At 46.5% G+C, this 23107-nt stretch carries 21 protein-coding genes and 2 riboswitches; of the genes, 5 read left to right on the top strand and 16 right to left on the bottom strand.

The features are described from left to right. Positions 1 to 76 precede the first annotated feature (76 nt). On the top strand, positions 77 to 526 hold the full coding sequence (locus tag AB432_RS02720) for an SRPBCC family protein (protein WP_048036197.1): 450 nt from the start codon (positions 77 to 79) through the stop codon (positions 524 to 526). A gap of 56 nt (positions 527 to 582) precedes the next feature. Here AB432_RS02720 and AB432_RS02715 read toward each other — a convergent pair whose 3' ends face one another. The 8 genes from AB432_RS02715 to AB432_RS02680 form a co-directional block, all read right to left on the bottom strand. After that, positions 583 to 2232 carry a peptide ABC transporter substrate-binding protein gene (locus AB432_RS02715; RefSeq protein WP_048036196.1) on the bottom strand — a complete coding sequence of 550 codons (1650 nt, stop codon included), beginning with the start codon at positions 2230 to 2232 and terminating at the stop codon, positions 583 to 585. A gap of 188 nt (positions 2233 to 2420) precedes the next feature. Further along, positions 2421 to 3260 (bottom strand): MetQ/NlpA family ABC transporter substrate-binding protein, encoded by an 840-nt coding sequence (locus AB432_RS02710; protein ID WP_048036195.1) that lies wholly within the window; start codon positions 3258 to 3260, stop codon positions 2421 to 2423. A 60-nt stretch (positions 3261 to 3320) separates the two neighbouring features. Further along, positions 3321 to 3986, bottom strand: a complete 666-nt coding sequence (locus tag AB432_RS02705; protein ID WP_048036194.1) for a methionine ABC transporter permease — start codon at positions 3984 to 3986, stop codon at positions 3321 to 3323. After that, positions 3987 to 5000, bottom strand: a complete 1014-nt coding sequence (locus tag AB432_RS02700; protein WP_048036193.1) for a methionine ABC transporter ATP-binding protein — start codon at positions 4998 to 5000, stop codon at positions 3987 to 3989. 100 nt (positions 5001 to 5100) lie between these two features. Further along, a riboswitch (SAM riboswitch) is annotated at positions 5101 to 5217 on the bottom strand. Between the two features lie 106 nt (positions 5218 to 5323). Further along, positions 5324 to 6484, bottom strand: a complete 1161-nt coding sequence (locus tag AB432_RS02695) for a Ger(x)C family spore germination protein (RefSeq protein ID WP_048036192.1) — start codon at positions 6482 to 6484, stop codon at positions 5324 to 5326. Further along, a complete protein-coding gene (locus tag AB432_RS02690) occupies positions 6484 to 7608 on the bottom strand; it encodes a GerAB/ArcD/ProY family transporter (RefSeq protein ID WP_048036191.1) in 1125 nt (374 codons plus the stop codon). The genes AB432_RS02695 and AB432_RS02690 overlap by 1 nt, the downstream gene beginning before the upstream one ends. 11 nt (positions 7609 to 7619) lie before the next feature. After that, positions 7620 to 9071: a spore germination protein gene (locus AB432_RS02685; protein ID WP_048036190.1), complete on the bottom strand. Its 1452-nt coding sequence runs from the start codon at positions 9069 to 9071 to the stop codon at positions 7620 to 7622. Positions 9072 to 9139: 68 nt separating this feature from the next. Beyond that, a complete protein-coding gene (locus tag AB432_RS02680; protein WP_048036189.1) occupies positions 9140 to 10126 on the bottom strand; it encodes an LCP family protein in 987 nt (328 codons plus the stop codon). Between the two features lie 186 nt (positions 10127 to 10312). Here AB432_RS02680 and AB432_RS02675 point away from each other — a divergent pair, with 186 nt between their 5' ends. After that, positions 10313 to 11545, top strand: coding sequence for an MFS transporter (locus tag AB432_RS02675; protein ID WP_048036188.1), 1233 nt, complete (start codon positions 10313 to 10315; stop codon positions 11543 to 11545). 59 nt (positions 11546 to 11604) lie between these two features. Here the strand turns inward: AB432_RS02675 and AB432_RS02670 are convergent, their stop codons facing one another. Both AB432_RS02670 and AB432_RS02665 read right to left on the bottom strand, forming a co-directional pair. Then, a complete protein-coding gene (locus AB432_RS02670) occupies positions 11605 to 13320 on the bottom strand; it encodes a DUF4179 domain-containing protein (protein WP_048036187.1) in 1716 nt (571 codons plus the stop codon). Continuing rightward, complete coding sequence (locus AB432_RS02665; RefSeq protein WP_048036186.1) at positions 13317 to 13871, bottom strand: RNA polymerase sigma factor; 555 nt, start codon at positions 13869 to 13871, stop codon at positions 13317 to 13319. The genes AB432_RS02670 and AB432_RS02665 overlap by 4 nt, the downstream gene beginning before the upstream one ends. A 337-nt stretch (positions 13872 to 14208) precedes the next feature. On the opposite strand from AB432_RS02665, the gene AB432_RS02660 reads away from it, so the two are divergent. Continuing rightward, positions 14209 to 15459: an MFS transporter gene (locus AB432_RS02660; RefSeq protein ID WP_048036251.1), complete on the top strand. Its 1251-nt coding sequence runs from the start codon at positions 14209 to 14211 to the stop codon at positions 15457 to 15459. Between the two features lie 89 nt (positions 15460 to 15548). Here the strand turns inward: AB432_RS02660 and AB432_RS02655 are convergent, their stop codons facing one another. The 4 genes from AB432_RS02655 to AB432_RS02640 form a co-directional block, all read right to left on the bottom strand. Then, positions 15549 to 16250 carry an SDR family oxidoreductase gene (locus AB432_RS02655; RefSeq protein ID WP_048036185.1) on the bottom strand — a complete coding sequence of 234 codons (702 nt, stop codon included), beginning with the start codon at positions 16248 to 16250 and terminating at the stop codon, positions 15549 to 15551. A gap of 523 nt (positions 16251 to 16773) precedes the next feature. Further along, positions 16774 to 17202 carry a BrxA/BrxB family bacilliredoxin gene (locus AB432_RS02650; RefSeq protein ID WP_012684201.1) on the bottom strand — a complete coding sequence of 143 codons (429 nt, stop codon included), beginning with the start codon at positions 17200 to 17202 and terminating at the stop codon, positions 16774 to 16776. Positions 17203 to 17280: 78 nt separating this feature from the next. Further along, on the bottom strand, positions 17281 to 18951 hold the full coding sequence (gene rnjA / locus AB432_RS02645) for a ribonuclease J1 (protein ID WP_048036184.1): 1671 nt from the start codon (positions 18949 to 18951) through the stop codon (positions 17281 to 17283). A gap of 98 nt (positions 18952 to 19049) precedes the next feature. Beyond that, a complete protein-coding gene (locus AB432_RS02640) occupies positions 19050 to 19820 on the bottom strand; it encodes a hypothetical protein (RefSeq protein WP_048036183.1) in 771 nt (256 codons plus the stop codon). 67 nt (positions 19821 to 19887) lie between these two features. On the opposite strand from AB432_RS02640, the gene AB432_RS02635 reads away from it, so the two are divergent. Then, positions 19888 to 20262, top strand: a complete 375-nt coding sequence (locus AB432_RS02635) for a YqzG/YhdC family protein (RefSeq protein WP_235617600.1) — start codon at positions 19888 to 19890, stop codon at positions 20260 to 20262. On the opposite strand, the gene AB432_RS02630 is transcribed toward AB432_RS02635, so the two are convergent. Further along, on the bottom strand, positions 20259 to 20885 hold the full coding sequence (locus AB432_RS02630; RefSeq protein WP_235617599.1) for an SCO family protein: 627 nt from the start codon (positions 20883 to 20885) through the stop codon (positions 20259 to 20261). The two genes, AB432_RS02635 and AB432_RS02630, sit on opposite strands and share 4 nt — an antisense overlap. 77 nt (positions 20886 to 20962) lie before the next feature. Further along, positions 20963 to 21274 carry a rhodanese-like domain-containing protein gene (locus tag AB432_RS02625; protein WP_048036180.1) on the bottom strand — a complete coding sequence of 104 codons (312 nt, stop codon included), beginning with the start codon at positions 21272 to 21274 and terminating at the stop codon, positions 20963 to 20965. 310 nt (positions 21275 to 21584) lie between these two features. Continuing rightward, positions 21585 to 21691, top strand: a riboswitch (SAM riboswitch). A 90-nt stretch (positions 21692 to 21781) separates the two neighbouring features. On the opposite strand from AB432_RS02625, the gene AB432_RS02620 reads away from it, so the two are divergent. Beyond that, the gene (locus AB432_RS02620; protein ID WP_048036179.1) at positions 21782 to 23086 is read left to right on the top strand and encodes a homocysteine synthase; all 1305 of its coding nucleotides are present in this window, start codon (positions 21782 to 21784) and stop codon (positions 23084 to 23086) included. Positions 23087 to 23107: the final 21 nt, after the last annotated feature.

Below are 23107 nucleotides of genomic sequence, written 5' to 3'. Positions count from 1 at the left end.
AATTCTTCTTATAGTAAGAGTAGTAGTTGGGAGACTTGATTACAATTCCCAAATGAAAAAATCAGGGGGTAAAACGATGGATCTTCGCTTCGATTTCTACATTGGTGCTACGCCAGAGCAAGTCTGGCATGTCCTGACTTCCGATGAAGGTGTAAAGAGTACTTTCTTTGGCTGTACGATCCGCTCGACTTTTCAAGTAGGCGACGAGATGGCTTACGTTGGTCCGGGAAAAGCCGGTGACGACACGGTGCATGTATACGGGAAAATCTTGCAGTTCGAACCTCATCGTATTTTCAGTTTCACTGAACATCCTGGTCCTGCCTATTACGAAAATCATGCGGAATTGCAGTCTCGTGTCACCATCACCTTAGAACCGGTTGGTGGCTGCACCAAGCTGACGTTGATTCAAGATCAATGGACAGAAAACCACCCCTCCCACGTAAGTGCCAGCAACAATTGGCCGATGATGCTCTCGTCGATCAAGACGTATGCGGAGACTGGCAAGACACTTGATTTTGGCTACTAATACAAAAGAGTCCCGAGACCAGGAGCTACCCTGACCTCGGGATTTTTGTTATTTTTTTACTCTGTCATTTCTGCCCACTTTAGGTCGATAAATCCGAGTCCATCCACTTGAACGCCTTTCACCTTGTCACTTTGCACCCACACATCCACATCCGTGAACAGCGGGATCAACGGCATGGCATCCATAAAGATTTGTTCAGCCTCTGCAAACAGTTGCTTGCGCTTCTCTGGATCAGTTTCTACCGATGACTGTTTCAGCAGTTCTTGGTAACGTGGATCTTCCCACCCCGTGTCGTTGTTACCTGTTTTACCATCTCGGAACATTTCGAGGTAGTTCATCGGATCATTGAAGTCCGCATTCCAACCGATACGACCCATCTCGTAATTGAGCTCATGCATATCCTGCAAATGAACAGCGGACTCCTTCACCATGATTTTTATTTCAATGCCGAGCTTTTGTTTCCATTGGTCCTGAATCGCTTCGGCAATTTTCTTATGTCTGTCGCTTGGATTGTAAGACAAGGTGATTGGAGGTAGCGTTGTCACGTTGAGCTCCTTCATGCCTTCTTCCAGCAGCTTTTTCGCTGTTTCTACATCATTATCCTTGAAGTATCCTTCTTTTTTGATAATCATGGATTGCGGCAGCATCCCCATCGTTGGCACCTGGCCCACTTGTGTGATGTTATCTACGATGGTTTGACGATCTACCGAGTATGCCAATGCTTTACGAATTTTCACATTGCTGAGCGGCCCTTTTGTCGTATTCATCTTGTACCAGTACATCGTCGCTTTTGGATGAACAACGAGTTTGCCTGCGTCTTTCAGTGACGGAATCGCATCGGTGGGAAGTCCACCGAGTGGCTGACCTGCCCAATCCAGCTCACCATTCTCGAACATGGACAGGGCTGTATTATCGTCCTCGATCATCGCGAACTCAATGCGATCGAGCTTCACTACGTCTTTATCCCAGTAGTGCTCGTTCTTTTCCAATACGATCTTGCTCTTGTGCTCCCACGCTGTCATCTTAAATGGACCGTTGCTTACGTGCGTCGCCGCTTCGTTTGCCCATTTCGGATTGGCCTCCACTACTTTTTGGTTAACCGGGTAGTACGTGTAGAAAGCCGTCAGCTCCAGGAAGTAAGGCGTTGGATTCTCCAGCGTGACTTCCAGTGTTTTGTCATCGATTGCCTTCACACCGAGCTCGTCGGGCTTCGCCTTGCCTTCGTGAATCAGCTTCGCATTTTTAATGTAGTATAGCTGATAGGCATACTCCGCACCGAGGGTCTTGCTAAGTGCACGTTTCCATGCATATACGAAGTCATGGGCAGTCACTGGATCACCATTGCTCCATTTAGAATCGCGCAGCGTGAACGTATACACCAGTTTGTCATCCGAGATTTTGATATCGGATGCTACTGAATTCACTGGCTTTGCGTTTGCATCGAAGCGAGTCAAACCATCAAACGTAGCACGAACAATCGCTCCCGATGTGGCATCCTTCGCAAGACCGGGGTCCGCTGTCGAAGGCTCACTCATGATGTTCGCCCGAAATACCTGCGGCTTTGCATTTACAGGCTTTTCAGCGGGCGCTGCGGTTCCCTCAGCTGGAGGGGTTGTTGTTGATGGCTGCGTACTCGTGGAGCATCCAGCTAACACGCTTCCGGCGACCAGCATCGCGCCAAGAAACAACTTGAGATTTCTTTTCATCTGAAAATTCCACCTTATCTATATTTTCTCATTTCAAACACAATATACTCGACCGGAATTGGGTTGAAAACGGGGTTGCTGTAGATTTAATTTAATTTTATGAAAATTCACTACATTATAAACAAAAGTAAAGCCCAACCAGCTTTTCGGCCAGTTGGACTTTGTTGATCGATCAATTATTTATACTATTAGAACGCTGGAACAATCGCGCCTTTGTATTCATCTTCAATGAACTTTTTCACTTCAGGTGAGTTCAGTGCTTTTGCCAGCTTTTGAATTGCTTCGGAATCCTTGTTGTCAGGACGAGCTACCAGGAAGTTTGCGTATGGAGTATCTTTATCTTCAATAAACAGCGCGTCTTTGGTTGGAACGAGCTTTGCTTCCAGCGCGTAGTTGGTGTTGATCAACGCCAGATCTACTTCTTCCAGAACGCGTGGCAGCATTGCTGCTTCTACTTCTTTGAACTTCAGGTTTTTCTTGTTCTCAACAACGTCCTTCACAGTACCGCTGATGCCAGCGCCTTCTTTCAGCTTGATCACGCCGTTTTTCTCCAAGAGTGCGAGTGCGCGACCGCTGTTTGTTGGATCGTTTGGCAGCGCGATTGTTGCGCCATCAGCTAATTCATCCACAGATTTTACTTTTTTGCTGTAAGCGCCGAATGGCTCGATGTGTACAGCCACTACTGGCTCCAGATTCATGTTTTGTCCTTTATTGAAGTCTTCCAGGTAAGGCTTGTGCTGGAAGAAGTTAGCGTCGAGTTGTTTCTCGTTCACTTGAACGTTAGGTTGTACGTAATCGGTGAACTCTTTAATTTCCAGGTTCACGCCTTGTTCTTTCAGTTTTGGTTGAACGAATTTCAAGATTGCTGCATGTGGAACGGGAGAAGCGCCTACCTTCAATGTTACTTCCTGTTGTCCGCCTTGTGCGCCGCCTTCAGTTGGAGCGGGTGCTGTTTCCGTTTTGCCTCCGCAAGCTGCCAAAGAAAATGCCAATACAGTAGAAAGTACAGATACGACTAGCTTTTTCATGAATGATTTCCCCCTTGCATGTATTTCATCTTATTTTTTGAAAATCTATATGGAAAGATCCTATTTGCGGCTGAATTTCAGAACCAAACGGTCCCCCAGCGTTTGTAAGATCTGTACCATCACCAGCAAAATAACAACAGTCACAATCATGACATCGGTTTGGAAACGCTGATAACCGTATCGGATCGCCAAGTCACCCAAACCACCACCGCCAATTACCCCAGACATCGCGGTGTAGGAGACCAGCGTAACCGTCGTGATCGTAATACCTGCGATTAGTCCAGATCTAGACTCTGGCAAAAGGACATTCCAGACGATCTGCCAATTGGAAGCCCCCATAGATTGTGCGGCCTCAATCACGCCTTTATCAATCTCACGCAGAGAGGTTTCCACCAAGCGTGCAAAAAACGGAGCGGCACCAAATACGAGCGGCGGAATGGCCCCCAATACGCCGAGTGAGGTTCCTACGATCATCTTCGTCACAGGAATCAGCAAAATCATCAAAATGATAAACGGTACCGAGCGCAATACGTTGACAACGAATGATGCGATCGTATAAAAAGTGCGGTTTTGCAGAAGCTGTCCGCGTGAAGTCAAAAACAGAATGATTCCCAATGGCAAACCAATCAGGACGGTAAACAGGGTGGAAAAGCCGAGCATCGTGAGCGTGTCCATCGTACCTAAGCCGATTTCAGCCCAATCCACATTCTCGAATGTCCAGTCCATTTATATCACCTCTACTTCCAAGCCACGTTGGCGCAGCGTCTCAATGGTCTTTTGATTCTGTGCAACATCGCCTTCCAGCTCGATCACCAACTGACCATACGGCGTATCTTTCATGCGGGAGATTGTTCCCTGCAAAATGCTGAACACCGTACCAGTCTCTTGCATCGTTTGGAACAGGATCGGCTGGTACGTTTTTTCTCCGAGGAAGGTGACACGAGCAATGGTGCGGTTCCCCGAAGCCTTTTCGTGCTCGACTGCTTCACGCAGCTCTGTAGAATCCGCTACTTGTTCCACAAATTCTTGTGTCGTTGGATGCTTCGGACGAAGGAATACATCCAGTACGTTACCCGACTCGACGATCTTTCCGCCGTCAATTACGCCGACACGATCACAAATGGAGCGAATGACGTGCATCTCGTGGGTAATCAGCACAATGGTCAAGCCCAGCTTGCGGTTGATGTCCAAGAGCAGTGCCAGAATGGAATTCGTCGTCTGCGGATCGAGAGCCGATGTAGCTTCGTCACAGAGCAGCACTTTTGGATCATTCGCGAGCGCCCGGGCGATCCCGACACGCTGCTTCTGTCCGCCAGACAACTGGGACGGATATTTGTCCTTATGGGCCTCCAAGCCAACCAGCTTCAGCAGCTCGTTTACTTTCTTATCAATCTCTGCCTTCGGACGCTTGGCCAGCTTGAGCGGAAAAGCGACATTTTCACCGACTGTCGAAGAAGACAGCAAGTTGAAGTGCTGAAAAATCATGCCGATTGAGCGGCGCTTTTCTTGCAGCTTCCCTTCATCCAGCCTAGTCAAATCGACGCCGTCCACAATAACTTCCCCTGAAGTTGGGCGCTCCAGCAAATTGATGCACCGGATCAACGTACTTTTCCCTGCACCAGAGTGTCCGATAATCCCGTATATTTCTCCTTGCTCTATGGAAAGGTCGATCCCCGTTAATGCTGGGATGGTTTTACCTTGTACTTGATAGCTTTTATGCAAATGACGCAGTTGGATCAACGCATCCACCTCCCGACCACAATCTTGATAAAATATGAAAACCCCTTTTTCAATAAACGAAAAAGGGGCTGCAACGCAATGTATACGTTCGCATCCACCCTTCTCATCTACACAAGATCCAAACAATCCTGTAGGAATTGGCACCGCGACGTTCATTCGAAAATGAACCGGCTGCCGGGCTTCATAGGGCCTGTCCCTCCGCCTCTCTTGATAAGAAAGATATCTACGTATATTATGTTCGTTTTTTCTATTTCATGATGATACAAAACGGATTATATCCTTTTTGAAAATATCACGTCAATAGTAATAGCAGGAAAAGTTTTTTAATCCATGACGCCGTTGCGGATGATTGTCGACTTTACGTGAAAGCGAAACCTTGCTTCCTTGAACATTTTTCTCCACTCGGCCTGCGTCATGTTTGCCATCCCTCTTCTATTTGCACGATACACCATCCCGAATCCAGCGGGATCGACATCGAGGCCCTGCAATTTACTGACTACTTTCTGCAATTCTTTTTCGATCTCTTTTTCCAGTGCATTCTCCATGATTTTCATCAGCTTTGCATTCTCTAGCTTCAGCGGAAGGGTTAATTCCAAAATTCTCGCATGTAATCGGATATGAATATCAAAGAGCGGGGGGGACACTTGGGTCAGATCAATTTGAGATTTGCTGGAAATGGTGTCAAAGACAAGCTGCACACGGTCTTTTTTACTTCCGCGGCTCTTTGGCTCCTCCCCAAAAATATGAGCAGGAACAGAAGTATCGTAGCTGCCAATGCTGAATTTTCCATGCATGAGCTTGATTAAAAAGGCTTCCTTTGGTGTGATCCACCCTACATAACGCTCCCCTTGAAATAATGCGATACCCTTGATTTGCAGCTCATTTCCCTTTCTTGCAATGTACGGCATGATCGGGTCGATTCCTTTGTCATAATAGGCCCGAAAAAACTCATGCATGGTGGAAGACGGAATTTTTTCCCCTTCAATATTTTGCTCAATCATACGGTATAAATAGATTCCGATATTCCCTTCTTCAGAATAGGGATACGTTAACATATCATATGTTTCGCCTTCAAACAGGCAAAGATAAACCCTGCTGGAAATAGAGGAATCCCGATACAGCGTGTCAACGATACTGCCAAGCCCGCGTTTTGCCAAGTTTTCACTGTAGAGGGCGACACGAATCTGCCCACCCAATACTCTTTTATCTGATTGTAGATTAACCCGATCCCGGATTGATTTGCTGGTCTCCCCCGTTGCTGAGAAAATCTGTATCTTTTTTTTGGCCTCTGGATTAATGGAGGGCATGATTGCAGTCCCACGAATGTTTCCATCCTTTAACAAGTCATAACCGACAGCTGTGGCAAGTCCAGTTTCATCAAAAATCTGCCGATCTCCACAGCCTGTGACTATCATGACGCCAGAACACCACAACGCCAAAAACCGTTTGATAAAGGGCATCCTCTTTTTCCGCTCATCAAGCATCAGGCACTCTCTCCTTTGCTCTTCGATTTTGCCCGTTGCGTTCGCTGCTTCAGCAAGACCATGACGTACAAAAAATAGGGGTACAAGTACACAACCCATATGCTAATTTTCCCATGCACAGTATAAAGCCAATTCATCTGCTGTCTGGAAAGCATCGTCAAGGAAGCAAGATAAATCACCGATAAAATCCAATACAATGAACTTCGCAAGTTGAAGCAAAACAAACGCTTGAGTCCTCGCGCCGAGCACCACAAATACAGCATGATATTCGGCAAAATGACGATAAGCCACAGCGAGATAACGACCAGCTCAAATCTTTCCAGAATGGGCAGGTACACCATCTTTTGCAGATTGAGTGTCGCCCAGATCGTCCTCATGAGCTGACCTTGGCTAAAAAAGACCAAGGTCACGATCATGACCAATAAATAGATAAGATAAGTCACCAGCACCGCCAACTGTGCACTTTTATTTACCCTGTCCTTATTCTGTACATAGGGATAGACGACATAGAGAACCTCAAAACCGACACTGGTCAATGACATGGCCATCATTCCTCTGAAAAGGTTCTCAAAGCTGGTATCCATAATCGGAAACAAATATTCCCATCGTGCGAATTCCAAAGGGAAATATAAATCAAAGACTAGCCATGCCGTTGCTATAATGGAAAAAAACGTATAGCCAGCTATGACTCTTATCCCTCCCACGATGGTGTAGTACGCAAGAAAAAGGATGATTCCAGCTAAAATCCACGTAGGTAAATTCGGGAACACCCAGGTTTGGACAACTTCGATGTAGCTGCGAAGAATGATTCCAGCTGTCAATATGAAATAGATTATAAATATGATGCTTACAGCAGTTCCTAGCCGCCTTCCAAACACATCATCTTGAATGCCGTAAATATCAGCCGAAGGGTATTTTTGCATGGTCTTGATAATGATCCACAATGTTAGATGCGTAACCAAGCCTGCAAGTATGACCGAAATCCAAGCATCATGCCCTGCTTCCTTCGCAATGATTCGTTGAAAGCCCAAGATGCCCATTCCAAGTTGAGTACCATGCACCAGCAACCCTGCAAGATATGCTGATATTGTATTGCCCTTGCTTACATCGATGTTAATGTTCATAGCAGCCTCGCTTACTCGTCAATGTCTTTCTTCTCTTTGGCTTTTCCCCTGTCAAAACGAAGTACTCGTTTTGGTGTAAAAAACTTCAGGCGTTCGGAAAGAGAGGATAATGGAGCGCGAATAAAGCCATCTTTCCAATCGGAATAGCGCACGGGGTAAATGGGGTACATGTAAGGACGCCCCAAGCTCGTCTGTCGGAGCAAATGGCTGGCTAGGAAACTGAATCCGACCACAATGCCCAATGCCCCCAGCATACCCGCCAGCAAAATCATTGGAAAACGAATAACCCGGATCGTAGAACCGATCATATAGCTAGGTGCGATAAAGGAAGACAAAGCCCCGAGGGCAACGATAATAATCAGGATATTACTGGTGAATCCGGCCTGAACAATGGCCTGTCCGATCACAATACCGCCAACGATACCAATCGTCTGACCGACTTTGGTCGGCAGCCTCGCTCCTGCTTCCCGCAAAAGCTCAATAATCAATTCCATCAAAATAGCCTCCCACAGTGGTGGAAACGGTACTCGGGAGCGTGATTGCGCAAGGGAAAGCAAAAGGTCTGCCGGAATCATCTCGTAATGATAGGTCAGCGCAGCCACGTAGATCGGGGTCAGGATCAGGGACAAGATCATGGCAAAGATTCGCATGAGTCTGTTGAAAGTAGCAAGGCTCCAGCGCAAATAATAGTCATCTGGCGACTGAAAAAATTGCAGTAAGGTGGTGGGACCGAGTAAAGCGAACGGGCTCCCCTCCACGAGTATGGCAATCTGTCCTTGTCGCAATCCGTGTACGACCCGGTCTGGACGCTCTGTTTGCTGAAGCGTAGGAAATAATGATTTCTCATTGTCTGCGATATGCTGCGCCAGTATGGTAGAATCCAGACTGCTGTCTAACTCCAGATCACAAATCCGCTGACGTACCGTATTCACATTTTCCTCATCTGCCGTCCCGCTCAAATATAAAATCGACACATCCATCGGTATGCTTATTCCCACGCTTAATTGTTCATGGAACAATTTTGGTGTAGACATATATTTTCGAATGATGCAGATGTTCACATTCAGTTCTTCTACAAAGGCGATCTGCGGGCCGAGTACAACCGTTTCGATTTCGGGTGCTTGAATACTTCTGCCAGCAGTACCATCGCTGGGAAACGACAAGCAGTAGGGCGATTCCGCAACTTGAATGACAATATGACCTCGGAGTAAACGCTCAATGGCTTCCCCTTCATTGAAAACACGATTGCTGCTGGAAGCACCTAAATGCCTGGCGACTTCCTCAATCCCACTTTCCTCCAAACAAAGATCACGCAGCTTCGGGATAAGCTCGCTGTAGACAACCTTGCCATCTGCCATAGAGGATAAATAGAAAAGTCGCACGCGGCCTTCTGGCTCATCGATATGTTCCGTAATCAGGTCACTGGTATGTTCAAACCAATTGCGTGCACTTTCCCGATCCATCGACATCTTCACCTCAGAACTTAGAAAATCATGGTTAGTCTTTCCCAAAACACAAAAAAACAGCACGCTTAGTTTTGCGTGCTGCTTTTCTTTTCTCCCACGGGTTGATCTGTTGCTTCTGTAGGAGGTGCAATTTTTTCTTGGATAAACGACTGAACCTGATCGACATCCGGAACCAGAACAGAACCTGCGCGGTGCGATTCGCGGAACATCCCCATTGGCGGCAATTGATAGTTACCCGGCTCTAACGTATTCAATTTTAATCCGAGTGCAGACAGCTTCAGCATGTCCACCGAGCTAATATTGGTTTGAACATACGGTGTTACTTCCTTCAATATGGTAGGAAGCTGCATCAGCGTCGTACCATTTTTCATCTGATCCACGACTGCCGTCATTAGTTTCCGCTGACGCTCCGTCCGTGTATAATCGGAGGTCGCATCATGGCGGAAACGAACATATTGCAAGGCTTTGTCTCCATCCAGCTTTTGCAGACCTTTTTTCAGATTAATATCGTAAGCGCCTTTGTCAGTCGGGTCATGATAATACATGTTTTTTTCGACATCGATCTCGACTCCGCCCACTGCATCAATCAGAGCCTTGAAGCCTTCAAAGTCAGTAATCACATAACGATCTACCGGAAGTCCAGTGAACTGACTAACCGTTTCCATTGCCAGCTCAGGTCCACCCTCTACAATCGCAGAGTTGATCCGGGAGCTGCCTCTACCGGGAATATCTACATACGTATCACGCAGGATTGAAAACATGTCATAACGTTTCCCCGTAGGATCGATGCTGACCAGCATCATGGAGTCAGAACGAGGAAGCCCGTTATTTTTCATTCCTCTGCGGTCTACTCCCATCAGCAGGATATTAACCCGTTCCTTGCCATCCCACTCTGGTATTTCTGCTGCTTTGGTGGAATTCCCACCACTAGGCGGTGCGATATTGGGCTCTTGAATATTTTGAGCAAATTGATAAAAAGAGTATCCGTAATATCCAGCTGTCGTAGCCATCACGACAAGCAAAAGAAGCAACACTCGTTTCCATATTTTCATAAAGTCCACCTTTATTCTCTCTATCCTCAGTTGATGTCATCTCTCCACTTTGTTTAGTATACTCGAATTTGCGGAAAGTGGAGCAGCCTTTATTTGGGTACCTGTGACATTGTAAACATTTTAATTTACAAAGTTTAGAATATTCGTTATACTAATCTTATCCTTAATGATAAGGGGTGCATTCGCGTGATATCACCTTCAGCTTTCCTCAATCGCTATCCCCGTGAGGCCATTTTCTTCCTTATCGCCAGCTTTATTAACTCCTCCGGGAGTGCTTTTATGTGGCCACTTACTACCTTATACGTACATACCATTTTGCAACGCTCGATGACAGAAGCTGGATTCGTCCTGATGATCCAATCTCTGGCCGGAATCTTCGGCCAATTCATCGGCGGTTCGTTGTTTCATCGACTAGGTGCCAAGCGTCTCATTGTCGGTGCATTGATTTTTCAAGGACTTATTCAATTTTCCATTCCTTTCGTTCAGAGCTGGCCTGTCTACCTGATTCTCATGATGGGGCTTGGCTTTACGTTCAATCTGTCATTCCCGGCAATTCAGGCATTTATCGGTTTTCGCTGGAAAGAACAGCGCCGAGAATTGTTTAACATCGTCTACGTCGGTAATAATTTGGGGATGGCAATCGGAACCGCATTGGCCGGCGTCATTGCCACTTTATCCTTCCAGCTTACTTTTTGGTTCAACAGCACGAGCACCTTATTGTTTGCCTTGTTCTTCTTCCTTTTTATGAAGAACATATCTCATCAGGATCTGGTCGGAGAGCATCAGGAGGAAAAGCAAAATCACCGCGAGAAAAACAGCTTTCCCCTGCTATTGCGTTACCAATTATACTTGTTTATGGCATTAGGCGCAGCATTCATTTTCTTTTCCAACACGGTTTGGAACACAGGTGTAGCTCCTTACATTACAGAGCAGGGTATGCCACTGTCATCGTATAGCTGGCTGTGGACGGTTAACGGCATTATCATTTTTGCTGGCCAGCCCATCACATCCTGGATCAAACGGCTGTTGAATCAGAGCTTGTCAGCCCAACTCGTCGTTAGTGCCATCGCGTATGCTGTCGGTTTTGGGTGTATGCTTGTCTACCACGGTAGTTATTACGCATTTGTTGTCGGAATGGTTATCACTACATTTGGTGAAATGCTCATCTCGCCGACTATTCCTACTTTTATATCGGAAAAAACCGGAGAGAATGCACCATTTTATTTAGGGGTCGTAGGGGCGATTACAACGGGCGGAAGGCTGCTGGGGCCTTTGGCTATGGGGTTCATGTATGACCATGGTGGAATTAATCCAACCCTGTTCCTGGCAACGCTTGTCTCTGCGGGTTCGGTCCTGCTCTGTCTGTTACACGCTTATTTTCATCGGGAAAAACGAACTGATGTTGAAGCTAAATACTGATTTCAACTGCAAAGAAGCCGCCCGATCCTTTTACAGGACCGAGCGGCTTGTTCATTACACTACTTCTTTTCTCCCTTGATTGGCACTTCCCAATTGACTTTGTTCTCTTTGATTACATGATCGAGGACAACTGATATTTCCTTTACATCTTTTTTCTCAAAGAGCACATCGAGCTTCCCCTCGAGTTTTATCGTACCATTTTGGTTTTCTTTTTTGTTAACCCTTAACCATACTAGTGCGGCATCATTCCCGTTTTCGTCCTTCACCGTCCATCGCTCTGGAAGTCCCACAATATCTTTGGCCAGAATAGCTTCCAGTGGAATATTGAATGAGGTATACTCGTCATCATCTTCCATTTCCATCGATTGAAACGTGATTTGGTTCCCAGCTACATTCACTTTTTTCGGATTTTTCTCCAGTTCAGCAAAAGATAGCTTGGTTTGAGAAGAGACTTTCTCTGCTGTATAGACAGCATCGAGCTTCATTGTCAAGTTTTTTGCAGGGTCCAGCGGCATGTACGTATGGACAAAACTCGTACTTGGCTGCCACTTCTCTGTGAAGTTAACCGAAGCGCCATGGCTCATGCCTAAGATACTGAGATTGTGATCCCTTTCATCGGGTTCAATCATATCATCCCATTTGCCCACTACAGTACCCTTTTCATCGACAAGCTCGTAACGAAAACCCTCCACTACTTTCTCATTCGGATTGCTGTTTGAGAACTCTAGCTGCGTAGCAGTGGGAGCAAAGCGCGCTTCTTTTAGCTCTACTGTTGCCCCTGTTGGAGTTTCTAACTCCTTGTTCAATGCTACTGTTTTCATGGCTGCTTTTGCTGGTCGCATATCAATCGGAATATCGAAATTCCACGTGCCTTTCGTATCTGTCAGGCGCTTCACACGCATTTCCAAAATCAATTCGTCCGGCATTGGATTCGCTTCATCAAAGAATCCGCTCAGTTGTCCTCCGTAGGCGAAGTTTTCACCGTTCGGCACCGGTGGCCAAGGAAGCGTTTCCCTCTGATTATCATCTAATCGCATGATCACCTTGCCATTTTTATCTTTAAGTCGAACTTCCCTGAAATCTTTTACATTGTCGCTTGATATGATCGTGAACTGATCCTTCCAGAACGACTGAATCTTTTTGCCGGACGAGTCCGTCACTGAGCCAAGAACCATAATACGCAACGGATCTGCTACAACCGCACTGATTGCCATGGTTAGTCCTTGGTCTGTCACCTTCATGTCGAGCGGCTGTACAAAGCCGTATTCTGCTGCTTTCTTCACGCCGATGTCCGTCTGCTTTTTATCAAACAGGTTGACTACTTGTTTCGCATTGTAAGGTCCTTTTGTTACTGTTACCTCGCTCGGATTGATCGACGCATAAATTCCACTCATATAATTCGCAAATGTAGGCGAAACAGCTGTTCCAAACGTAACAACCATAGCCAATCCCGCAACTGCAATCGTCGTTTTCTTCACAATATCCACACTCCGCTTTTTCCAATTTATTTGAACCGGTTGTTTTTGTATTGGTTTGAGTTTGAGTACGTTCATCGGGTAGGCGGGGAGCTTGTCCATGACATTTTGAATGGTTGCTTCCGTCTGCCAGACATCTTCGCCTTCATCATCGGATGTATCCAGCTCATCCAAATATTGCTCAAACTTGCTCTGGCACCAACTGCATGTATCCAGATGTCGTTGTACTTCTTGTTTCATTCGCAAAGGAAGCGTGTCTTCCAAATACGCATTCAGCATGAATGTATCCAAGCATGTCATAGGTGGAGGTCCCCTCCTTTACCCGAATTCGTTATGGCATTTCTGAGCTTGGCCTTGCCTCTGGAAAGACGTGTTCGCACCGTACTGATGGGAACATCCAGCTCCTCGCTAATTTCTTCATAGCTCAAAAATTGGAGATAACGCAGTTCCAGGACGACACGGTATTTAGACTCCAGGGTCATCATTCGATTTTGTAAAAAGACCTTCTGCTCTTTCGCAAGGTATTCGAGCTCAGGTGTATGACTGGTAGCCAGTTCAATCTCTGCTTCTGTAACCGTAATCGATCGTTTCCGGTTTCGTAGTTCATCAAAGCAATAATTGGCGGCAATCCTGTAGAGCCAGGCACCGAATTCGTAGCTTTTGCTGTAGTCACCCAAGTGGTAATACACCTTGATAAAGATCTCCTGAGCCATGTCCTGCTCAAGATGCGGCTGCCCGATCATCTTGCGAATGAGCAATCTGACCCTTTTGTTATATTTTTGTATGATCTGAGAATACGCCTCTTTGTTCCCTTGGAGGACCTCCTCAATGATCAGCCTGTCGTCCTGCATCTGTCTTCCTCCCCATATCAAAACCTGTATCGAGGGCTACAGGTCCAAAAAGGTACGCTGCGCAGCTATCACCTTTTTGCTTGTACACCTTAATACGACGGAAAATGGTGGAAAAAGATCGCAACTTTTTTGAAAAATATTATGTAAGTGAAATAGTCGAACGAAAATGTGGAGGTTTGGATTACCTGAGAGTTATTTGTGGCAGTCGGGTAGCCTAAATAGCAATCGAGAAGAAATCAATATAGATAGGCATATGCTATCATAGGTATGTCTTACGTAAATATCACAACTGGGAAATGAAGAAGAGAATGAAAGAAAGAGAGGGTAAACATTAGTGATGGAAGCAAATGATCATGTAACGCCAAATCCACATTGGAAAAAGAACATTATTCTCTTTCTAAGCAGTCAGGCGATTTCACTTTTTGGATCATCTTTAGTTCAATATGCGATGATGTGGTATATAACGCTGAATACGCAATCCGGTATCATGATGACGCTATATATCATTTGCGGTTTCGTCCCTACTTTTCTTTTATCCCCCGTTGCGGGTGTCTGGGCTGACCGCTACAATCGCAAACTGTTGATCATTTATGCAGATGCAATGATTGCCTTTGCAACGCTTATCCTCGCAGTCGTCTTTTTAATGGGATACAATGCGACCTGGCTGCTCTTTCTCATGGCTGCTATTCGTGCAGTCGGAGCCGGTATTCAAACCCCTGCTGTCGGAGCTATTTTGCCGCAAATCGTACCAAGTGACCAACTAACGAGAATGAATGGCATAAACGGAAGCTTGCAGGCTGTTATTATGTTCGTATCCCCGATAGTGAGTGCTGCATTACTCACATTATCTACCATTGAAATGATTTTCTTTATCGATGTCATTACCGCCATGCTTGCCATTGGTACGTTGCTCATTTTCCTCAAGATTCCTTTACACGAAAAGGCTTCCGAAATACAAAAAACGAGCTACTTCAGCGATTTTAAAGAAGGATTACTCTACATTAAAAACAATGATTTTCTGAAGAAATTCTTTCTATTCTTTGCCTTCTTCTTTATTCTGATGGCACCCGCCGCATTTTTGACCCCGCTGCAAGTTACACGGAGCTTTGGTGACGAGGTTTGGCGGTTAACGGCAATTGAAATTGCTTTTTCAGTCGGAATGATGGCTGGCGGCGGAATTATTGCCTCCTGGGGAGGCTTTACAAACAGAGTGCACACCATGACATTCGCGAGCTTTGTCATGGGCGCCTGCACAATAGCCCTTGGTATCATTCCGAACTTTTGGATTTATCTAGTCTTCATGGCGCTATTTGGCGTAGCTATGCCCATTTTCAATACCCCGACAATGGTCTTGGTTCAGGAGAAAGTGGATGAGAACTATTTGGGAAGAATTTTCGGTGTGTTCGGCATGATTTCCACTTCGATGATGCCTATAGGTATGCTTATTTTTGGACCAATCGCAGATGTTGTTAAAATTGAGTGGCTACTGGTTGCAACGGGGCTATTCATTTTAATACTGGCTATGTTGTTAAAGAAAAACAAAGTTTTAATACAGGCTGGAAACCCTACATTGAAAGAGTCTCCATGAATAAAGTCTCCCATCGACGGGAGATTTTTTCATACCAAAAAAGCTGCCGAGGGATTCGCGGCAGCGTGGTAAATCATTGATAAAGATATTCAGTTGTTTCTCACTGGTGGGCAGATAAGCGACTTTCCGTTGTCTTGCGGACCAAATCCCATGATGTACGGTACCGCTACACGGCTCCACTCTACCGGATTCGGTGCCGTGTCCACCTCTTCTGGCGAGCATGAATGGAGCATGGAAGTATCGATACTCCCTCCTGGATCAAGCGCCACTGCTGCCATTCCCTCAGGCAATTCGGCTGCCAATGATTGCGTCAATCCTTCGATGGCGAACTTCGATGCGCAGTACGGGGATAAAAACGCTTCCCCGTGTCTTCCCCAGTACGAACTGATATTTACGACGACTCCGCCATTTGCGCGCTGAACCATAAACGGTAAAAAGGCGCGAATTACATAGAAAACACCATTCACATTGATGTCCATCACTCTCGAAAACTCGCTTGCCGCAAGACCAATGACTGGACTGTTCCGATTTATAATGGAGGCATTGTTAATCAACAAGTCGGGAACGCCCACCTTGGCTTTTACTTCTTCTGCCCACTGTTCCACCTGCTCCATTACCGATACGTCCACGACAGAAAAATGATGCTGCTCTCCGAATTGCTGACGCAGTCCTTGCACTTCTTTTTCCGAACGACCGCAGCCTGCAACCGTCCAGCCTGCTTCGTGAAAACGCTCGACCATCGCCCTACCCAAACCACGTGTCACACCTGTAATCACTACCAGCTTGCTCATTCTCTCTCCCCCTCCATTATTATACTTATTAAACATTTTAGTATAATAAAAGAAGGAAATCAATCCCAATACATTTTAGTTAGGGCTGTAGTGTTGGGAGGAAACAGGAGAAAACGCTCAGCTTCTAGGGCCACCCCCTAGAGGATTGACTGCACGACTCCATGCAAAAAGCGAAACCGCGGCCAAAGTGGTCTCTTCAGGATGCATTTCAGAGGTGGCCTCTTAAAGGCGTGTTTTTGCATGGAGTCTCGGTTGGTGATCGGTTTTTAAATGCCTGAAAAGAATGTAAAGATGCCATCAGTAACGACAGAGAAGAATATTTTCAGGCGTAGCGGCTACCACTTTTGCGTTTCCCCGCGAATCCCTTCGGAGCGGACAGTCTTTACCCTCAGATGGACGGAGCCTGGAGCCTAGACTGGAAATATTCTTCTCTTCACTACAGCCCCATTTCAAACGATTACTAACACCAAGTCTGTCAAAAAAGACGCCCGTTGCCGAGCGCCTCGTGATGTTTCGTACTTTCTTATTTGTAAGTGTCGTAAGCGTTGGTCAACAGGCCAGCGATTGTTGCCAATTCGTTGTTCTCGATCTGATGACGCTCGATCATGGTCATGATTTTGCCATCTTTCATGATCGCGAAGGATGGGGAAGACGGAGCATAGCCTTCGAAATACTCACGAGCTTTTGCTGTCGCTTCCTTGTCTTGACCTGCGAATACAGTGAAGATGTTATCCGGCTTTGTAGCGTGATTCAAGGAATGTACAACTGCTGGACGAGCGAGTCCTGCTGCGCAGCCACAAACCGAGTTCACGACAACAAGTGTCAGGCCTTTTGCATTTGGCAGTGCTTGCTCTACTTCTTCAGCAGTGCGAAGCTCTTGAAAACCGTTGCGAGTCAACTCATCGCGCATCGGTTGAATTACTTGGCTCATATATGCTTCATAAGACATCATTGGGCAACCTCTCCTTTGTATCACGTGTTCAACTTACTTATATTATACCCCGACTGCGCCTTCCCGAGAAAGCAGGAGCTACACTTCCATCAAAATGGTAAGAATCATTGGGTTGCGGCCTGTCTTTTCGTAAATGAACGGCTTGATCACTTCATTAATCTGTGACTTCAGCTCAGACCATTCCTTGATTTTCTTATCCAACGCTTCTTGCAGACGCCCACGAACGAGCTGTGTCGCTTCCTGAATCAAAGATTCCGAACCGCGTACGTATACGAAGCCGCGGCTCACGATATCTGGGCCCGTCAAAATTTTGAAGTTTTTCATATCCAGGCTGACAACCACGACCATCAAGCCATCCTCTGCCAAATGCTTGCGATCTCGCAGAACGATATTGCCGACGTCGCCGATACCACTGCCATCAATGAGGACAATCCCTGCTTGTACTTTGCTGAGCCACGCTTTTTCGCGGTTGCAGTTCAGCACTTCGCCGTTGTCCATAATAAAGATGTTGCTCTCCTCGATCCCAACCTGTTGGGCCAGCTTGGAGTGAGTCTTGAGCATCCGGTATTCCCCGTGGATCGGGATGAAATATTTCGGACGAATGAAGTTGAGCATGAGCTTCAACTCTTCGCTACTGCCATGACCCGATGCGTGAATATCAAATTCATGACTCAATACTACGTTGGCACCTGCACGGTACAGCTTGTCTATCGTGCGGCTTACGTTGATCGTATTTCCTGGAATCGGAGATGCAGAAATGATCACTGTATCTTCCGGATAAATGGACACAGTGCGATGCGAACCAGATGCAATCCGGGTCAACGCTGCCATCGGCTCACCTTGACTGCCTGTGCAAATAATCAGCACTTGGTTGTCTGCGTAGTTGTCGATGTGCTTAATATCAATCAGCATGCCCTCTGGCATCTGAATGTAGCCCAACTCTTGGCCAATCAAGAAAACCTTTTCCATACTGCGGCCAATAACCGCCACTTTGCGATTGCACTGCTCAGCAGCATCTACCACCTGTTGCAAGCGATGTACGTTGGAAGCAAAGGTAGCCAGAATGATGCGTCCACGTGCTTTGCGTACCACATCGAGAATCCCTTCTCCTACCGATCTCTCTGACATCGTAAATCCAGGACGCTCACTGTTCGTACTATCGGACAAAAGCGCCAAAACGTCACCGCTCGCACCAAAGCGTGCAATTTTTCCGTACTCCGTTGTTTGTCCGACTGGTGTCATGTCAAACTTGAAGTCACCTGTGTGAATGACCATTCCCTCTGGTGTATGAAGCACAATTCCCAAAGAATCTGGAATACTGTGGTTCGTCCGGAAAAATGTCGCCTTCAGCTTCGCAAAAGGAATTTCCGTATCTTCCGAAATCGGAATCAGCTTCACTTCGTTCTGCAAACGGTGCTCTTCCAGCTTCGCCTTGACCAAGCCCAGGGTCAGACGACCACCGTAAATCGGCACCTTGATTTGTCGTAAAATATAAGGAATCGCACCAATGTGATCCTCATGTCCGTGCGTTAATAATAGTGCTTTGATCTTGTGCTGGTTGTCCACTAAATAGGAAACATCCGGGATAACCAGATCAATACCGAACATTTCATTCTCGGGGAATTTCACCCCGCAGTCAATGATGATGATTTCGTCCTCATACTCGACGCAGTACATATTTTTTCCGATCTCGCCGAGGCCGCCCATCGCGAAAATCTTAACGTCGCTCAAACTCTTTCCTCCTAACATCGTCGTGCATGATTATGGGAATCCGAACCAAGCATGCCATTCTTATTATATCACAACGTAAGACGTTCGTTTCACCCAGTCTTGTCTATTCCACACATTCATCTTCGGTCAATAATTGAATACTGATACTCCAAATCGGCAACTCGTTCATCGGTAACGACACTGGCTCTCGCCCAGAAGTCGTGCTTTGCATAAGAATCGCCCGTCCATACCTCCGTAATTTCTCCTGAAGAGAGTTTTAGTGGTACGGCTTCGACTTCTTTTAATACGGTGCCGCTTTTGTTTTGTACTCGCAGTTTCAAATCAATCTCCAACGGCTGATCTGATTGATTCCGTACCAGGATCAGACTTGTATACGGATACCCGGCACAATTTTTGGTACAGTCTTGTCTGCTGTATACGAGGGCGAGATCAATAGGCTTCTCGTTGTCCATCTTTGCCTCTTTCCACCGGTCTTTTGCTTTTTGTACGACGGTGACGTACTCCGCTTTTTTCAAAAAGGGGCCCATCCCTAAAAAGGCAGCAGCAAAAAAGCTAAACATACCAAAGGCTGTGCATAAAAAAACGAGGTTCATTTTCCAAAACTGTTTTCTCATCGTGATCAAAAAGACAATATACATCAGGATACAAACAAACACCAACAGGATACAAAAGTATAAAAATAACTCCAAGTCGGACTCCGTGGGTAACACCGGAATACCATACTTCATTTGCCAATGTACATTCGCGGCGAAGCAGCCTCCGTAAATCAATACGGCTGAAGCAATCGTGAGTCCCCATTTTTTCCAAAAAGGAGGCTTTTGGAAAATGGCGGCAAGAACCCCCACCAAAACAGGAACGCCAAATAAGGGGATGAGCAAGTAATGCATCGAAAACCTCCCGCACTTCATTGTCATTATTTTCTACGAATGATATTCCGAAAAGTCTTCAAAATACATGGAAAACCATTTCAAAAAGGAGAGGGATCAGCAAGTGCAAACCGCTCGTCGCTTATTTCGCCATCGGAACATGATGCCCCTTCTCTCCACCTTACTTTTCCTGCTCCTCTTTCAGCCGTTCCCTGCCTATGCCCAGCCTCCCTATGCAAAATGGGGCAGGCTCGCGATGCAGGAAACGATGAAGCGATATCCAAACGCTCAAATTGTGGACTACCTGCATGTCGGACGAAAACCAAAAACGCCCACCACGTCGGAAGAGACGTTTAAGCTCTTGCTTCAAGAAGGCAATCGCAGGTGGGCGTTACTCATTCATATTGAATTCGTGAATCAGACAGAAGATGTCGTAAACATCTCCTATGAGGAGACTCACTAGTCAGCGAGCTGTTCCATCTCTTTCATCATGACTTCCATGTCCATGTCGGCTGCCATCCCGTACGCGCGGCGCATGTTTCCATCTCCATCAACAAGGAACATGCGAGCCGTATGAGCATAAGATCCATCTGGCTGCTTCATGACCATCAGACCAAAGTCCTTCGTCACTTTTTCTACAGCCTGAGCGTCCCCGCGCAGGAACTTCCAGCCACTCTGATCTGCCTTGAACTTGGCTGCATACTCCTGCAAGACTTCCGGCGTATCATTATCAGGGTCAAAGGAGATAGAGATAAATTCTACTTTGTCTCCGAACAGTCCCTTTTCCTTCAACTGATCTTGCAGCTTGGCCATGTTGTACGTAGTCGCCGGACAAATATCCGGGCACTTGGTAAACATAAACTCCACCAGCCGTACCTTGCCAGCACTTTGATTAAACGTATAGGTTGTTCCGTCACTGTTGTCCAAGGTGAAGTCCGCGATGGGCTTCAACACTTCGATCTTCTCTTCTGTCATGTACTTATAACCAAATACTCCGACGATAGCCAAAAGGATAATACCAGCTAACACAGGAAACCAATGTTTTTTTATCGCAGATTCCTGCTGCAATTGTGTTCCTTCACTCACGGGTTGCTTCCTCCCTGCTTGTCCCATGCGAGATGCCTCCTGTTTACACACGGGAGGCATTCACACTGTATCTCTTCTTACTGTTCCACTTCACCTGGCCATGCGAGCATGCCGCCAACCATATTCGCCACGTCATATCCTTGTTCACTCAAATACGCTGTAGCATTATGGCTTCTGGCACCACTACGGCAAACCATCACAATCGGAATGTTCTTATCCAGCTCATCGATACGGTGCGGCAAAAAGCCGAGTGGGATCAGCTTTGCCTCTTTAATGTGACCTCCATTCCACTCATCGACTTCACGTACATCAATGACTTGTAGTTCCTCTTTGGCTTCCAGCTTTTCCAACAGCTCTTGTGGTGTCATTTCCTTTACTCCATGGCTCATCGCTATTTATCCTCCTATATGTACGATCAGATCAGTTGTAACCACCTCCATGATATCACACGCTTTTTTACTTTTCTAACGCGAAGAGCACTTGGCTTCACTATGCATCCATGCTCCCTATTTTCTACCATTATCTCCTATTTCACTGCGGCAGTAGCATCACGGGATGTGAACAGCTTGAGGCAAAAGCGTTACAAATTAATGGCATGAGTGAAAGCCTTCCATACACATATACACAAAAACCTCCCTGATAACTACCATTATGCGTTGACAGCGAGGTTTTATTTTCATACAATTACGACAACAACTTTTCTCATCAAGAGCGGTGGAGGGACAGGCCCTACGAAACCCGGCAACCAGCAGACTAGCTGCATGGTGCTAATTCCTGCAGAATCCAGTGATTCTGAGAGATGAACACAAGCCCGTGCATGATCGGAGCCTTCTTCTTCTCAGGAGAATGCTCCGTTTTTTATTAGCCGATTTCCCATAGTAAAAGGAGAGATGGACATGTCCGATCAACAACAATGGAAGCCAGAAACACTTGCGGTCCACGGTGGGCAGGAGGTTGACCCTGTAACAGGCTCACGTGCTGTTCCGATCTATCAGACGACCTCCTATGTTTTCCGTGATACGGAGCATGCAGCCAATCTGTTTGGCTTAAAAGAGTTTGGGAACATCTATACACGTATCATGAATCCGACCCAGGATGTGTTTGAAAAGCGTGTTGCCCTACTCGAAGGCGGAGTTGGTGCACTCGCGACTGCATCTGGGCAGGCTGCTATTACATTCGCCATCTTAAATATTGCGCATGCAGGAGACGAGATCGTCGCTTCCAGCAGCCTCTACGGCGGTACCTACAATCTGTTCGCCCACACTCTTCCCCGCCTCGGTATCAAGGTTCATTTTGCTGATCAATCCAATCTGGAAAATTTCCGTACCTATATCAATGAAAAGACAAAAGCCGTGTTTTGCGAGACGATTGGCAATCCGCGCATTGATGTCGCTGATATCGAGGCCATCGCCCATATTGCCCACGAAAATGGCGTACCTTTGATCGTGGACAACACCTTCGCGACTCCAATTTTATGCCGTCCTTTTGAGCACGGGGCCGATATTGTCGTGCACTCCACCACCAAATTCATCGGCGGACACGGAACAGCAATTGGCGGTATCATCATAGACTCTGGAAAATTCGACTGGAACAACGGAAAATTCCCAGGTCTGACTACACCTGACCCAAGCTACCATGGAGTTGTCTATACAGAGGCAGTCGGTCCACTCGCCTATATTATCAAGGCGCGCGTCCAGCTCCAGCGCGATATCGGAGCGGCAGTCGCCCCGATCAATTCCTTCTTGTTCCTGCAAGGATTAGAAACCCTGCATCTGCGCATCGAGCGACATAGCCAGAACGCCCTGGCAGTAGCCCAATTCCTCGCCAATCACTCTGCCGTAGAGTGGGTGAGTTATCCGGGGCTGGAGTCTGACTCCCAGCATGAATTGGCACAAAAATATTTGCCAAAAGGTGCTGGCGCGATCCTGACCTTTGGAATTCGTGGTGGCGTTGAGGCAGGAAAAACATTGATCGAATCAGTGAAGCTGTTCTCCCATCTCGCAAATGTCGGGGACTCCAAGTCACTCATCATTCATCCAGCTAGCACAACGCATCAGCAGATGACGGAAGAAGAGCAAGCAGCAGCCGGAGTGACTCCGGGACTTATTCGCCTCTCAGTCGGCACAGAATCGATCGACGATATCCTCTCTGATCTGGAGCAAGCACTGCAGCGTGCGTTTCAATTATCTACGGTAGGTTAACCATACTTTTAGAAGAAGGAA

Origin of the sequence: Brevibacillus brevis, assembly GCF_001039275.2 — a bacterium.
Lineage (GTDB): Bacteria > Bacillota > Bacilli > Brevibacillales > Brevibacillaceae > Brevibacillus > Brevibacillus brevis_C.
This window is presented reverse-complemented; position numbering and strand designations above follow the sequence as displayed.